2 protein-coding genes are annotated in these 2,458 nt (G+C 51.0%); both read left to right on the forward strand.

Annotation, left to right across the window (positions count from 1 at the left end):
- Positions 1-98 precede the first annotated feature (98 nt).
- Complete coding sequence (locus tag UB23_RS04165; protein ID WP_045058065.1) at positions 99-1,538, forward strand: cytochrome ubiquinol oxidase subunit I; 1,440 nt, start codon at positions 99-101, stop codon at positions 1,536-1,538.
- 3 nt (positions 1,539-1,541) lie between these two features.
- The coding region (cydB, locus tag UB23_RS04170; protein WP_045058066.1) for a cytochrome d ubiquinol oxidase subunit II at positions 1,542-2,458 on the forward strand (917 nt) is incomplete at its 3' end.

The following is a 2,458-nucleotide window of genomic DNA, read 5'->3' on the forward strand; positions in this document are numbered from 1 at the left end:
GTACAAGGACAGCATTTATAGATTGGCTGCATGGCTCTGGTGGGTGATAGCGTTTACGTCTCCATGGTCTAAATCACCGTACCGCCGGAGGCGTAACCATGTTTGGATTAGAAGCGCTCGATCTCGCCAGAATTCAATTTGCGTTTACCATTTCTTTTCATATTATTTTTCCCGCTATTACTATCGGCTTGGCAAGCTATCTAGCCGTCCTCGAAGGCCTGTGGTTAAAAACGGGCAATGATGTTTACCGCAATCTTTATCATTTTTGGCTGAAAATATTTGCGGTCAACTTTGGCATGGGCGTTGTATCGGGTGTGGTCATGGCCTATGAGTTCGGGACCAACTGGAGCCGTTTTTCCGACTTCGCCGGTGCAATTACCGGCCCATTGCTGACTTACGAAGTTCTGACTGCTTTTTTCCTGGAAGCAGGTTTCCTCGGCGTCATGCTATTTGGCTTAAACCGAGTGGGCCGCGGCCTGCACTTTTTCTCGACGATCATGGTGGCTCTCGGTACGCTCATTTCTACGTTTTGGATTCTCGCGTCCAATAGCTGGATGCACACTCCGCAAGGCTACGAAATTGTAGATGGCCGAGTGATTCCCGTGGACTGGCTGGCAGTCATTTTTAATCCCTCTTTTCCTTTCCGGTTAGCGCATATGGCAATTGCTGCCTTTATTGCGACAGCCCTATTTGTAGGCGCATCAGCGGCTTGGCACTTGTTGCGCGGGCGCGATAATCCAGAAATTCGCAAAATGCTATCTATGGCCATGTGGATGGCGTTGATCCTCTCGCCTATTCAAGCTGTTGTCGGGGATGCACATGGCGTGAATACCTTAAAATATCAACCAGCAAAAATCGCGGCAATCGAAGGCAATTGGGAAAACAATGGCGATGAGCCAACACCGCTTATCCTGATTGGCATGCCGAACATGGCTGATGAAAAAACAAATTATAAAGTCGAGATTCCGTACCTCGGAAGCCTGATCCTGACGCACAGTTTGGATAAGCAAGTACCGGCATTAAAGTCCTTCCCGGCCCAGGACAGACCCAACTCTGCCATTGTGTTTTGGTCATTCCGGCTTATGGCGGGTCTTGGAATGTTGATGATATTGCTAGGGTTCTTCAGCGCATGGCTTCGCTGGCGAGGGAGTTTATATACGAATCGCGTATTCCTGACTCTGGCGATGTGCATGGGGCCTGCGGGACTGATTGCGATGCTGTCGGGCTGGTTCACTACAGAAATCGGCCGTCAGCCTTGGGTGGTCTACGGATTGCTGCGTACCGCCGACGCTTCTTCGGGGCACAGCGTCGGGCAGATGAGCCTGACGTTGGTGACCTTTGTCTTGGTCTATTTCACATTATTCGGCACAGGTTTCGGCTACATGATGCGCCTCGTGCGTAAAGGGCCAAGTGAACAGGAGGGGAATTCGACAACGCCCGGTGGCCCTGGCCAATCGCGCACGCCTGCACGTCCACTGTCCGCAGCCCATGAAGGCGTAGATACCGGCGAACACGACACTTTGACGAAAGGAAGATAAAAAATGGGCATTGATCTTCCACTTATCTGGGCTGTCATCATCGTCTTTGGCATCATGATGTACGTCGTCATGGATGGTTTTGACTTGGGCATTGGCATTCTTTTTCCAATCATCAAGGATTCGGGAAGCCGAGACGTAATGATGAACACCGTCGCTCCAGTATGGGACGGTAATGAAACTTGGTTAGTGCTGGGTGGGGCCGCGCTGTTCGGTGCGTTTCCGCTGGCATACTCAATTGTTTTGTCTGCGTTGTACCTTCCACTGATATTTATGCTGATTGGGCTTATTTTCCGTGGGGTCGCGTTCGAATTTCGCTTCAAGGCGACGGACGAGAAACGTCATCTGTGGGACAAGGCCTTTATTGGAGGTTCGCTTGTGGCGACATTCTTCCAAGGGGTAGCGCTAGGTGCATTTATCGATGGCATACCGGTGATGAACCGTCAATATTCGGGCGGGGGACTGGACTGGCTATCGCCATTTAATGTTTTTTGCGGTCTCGCGCTGATTGTCGCCTACGCACTACTTGGATGTACCTGGTTGATCGTGAAGACTGAAGGGCGCTTGCAGGCATCTATGTATAAATTGGCGAAACCGCTAGCGTTGATGCTGTTGCTCGTCATGGGGATCGTCAGCATATGGACGCCTCTAACGCACGCAGCTATTGCCACTCGCTGGTTCAGCATGCCTGGTCTTTTGTGGTTTTTGCCAGTGCCTTTGCTGGTGCTTGTATGTATGTTCGGCCTATTTAAAGCGGTCGAGCGACGATCGAACATTTTGCCTTTCATCCTAACACTGGTTTTGGTTTTCCTTGGCTACAGCGGTTTAGGCATTAGCCTCTGGCCCAATATCGTTCCACCATCGGTATCGATCTGGGATGCCGCGTCGCCACCCCAAAGCCAGGGTTTTATGCTGGTAGGTAC

Source organism: Pseudomonas sp. ES3-33 (assembly GCF_000952175.1).
In the GTDB taxonomy this organism is placed as follows: Bacteria; Pseudomonadota; Gammaproteobacteria; order Pseudomonadales; family Pseudomonadaceae; genus Aquipseudomonas; species Aquipseudomonas gregormendelii.

Excerpts from the sequence above, each read along its gene's own strand:
- UB23_RS04165 (WP_045058065.1), top strand. The coding sequence starts at position 99 with ATGTTTGGATTAGAAGCGCTCGATCTCGCCAGAATTCAATTTGCGTTT.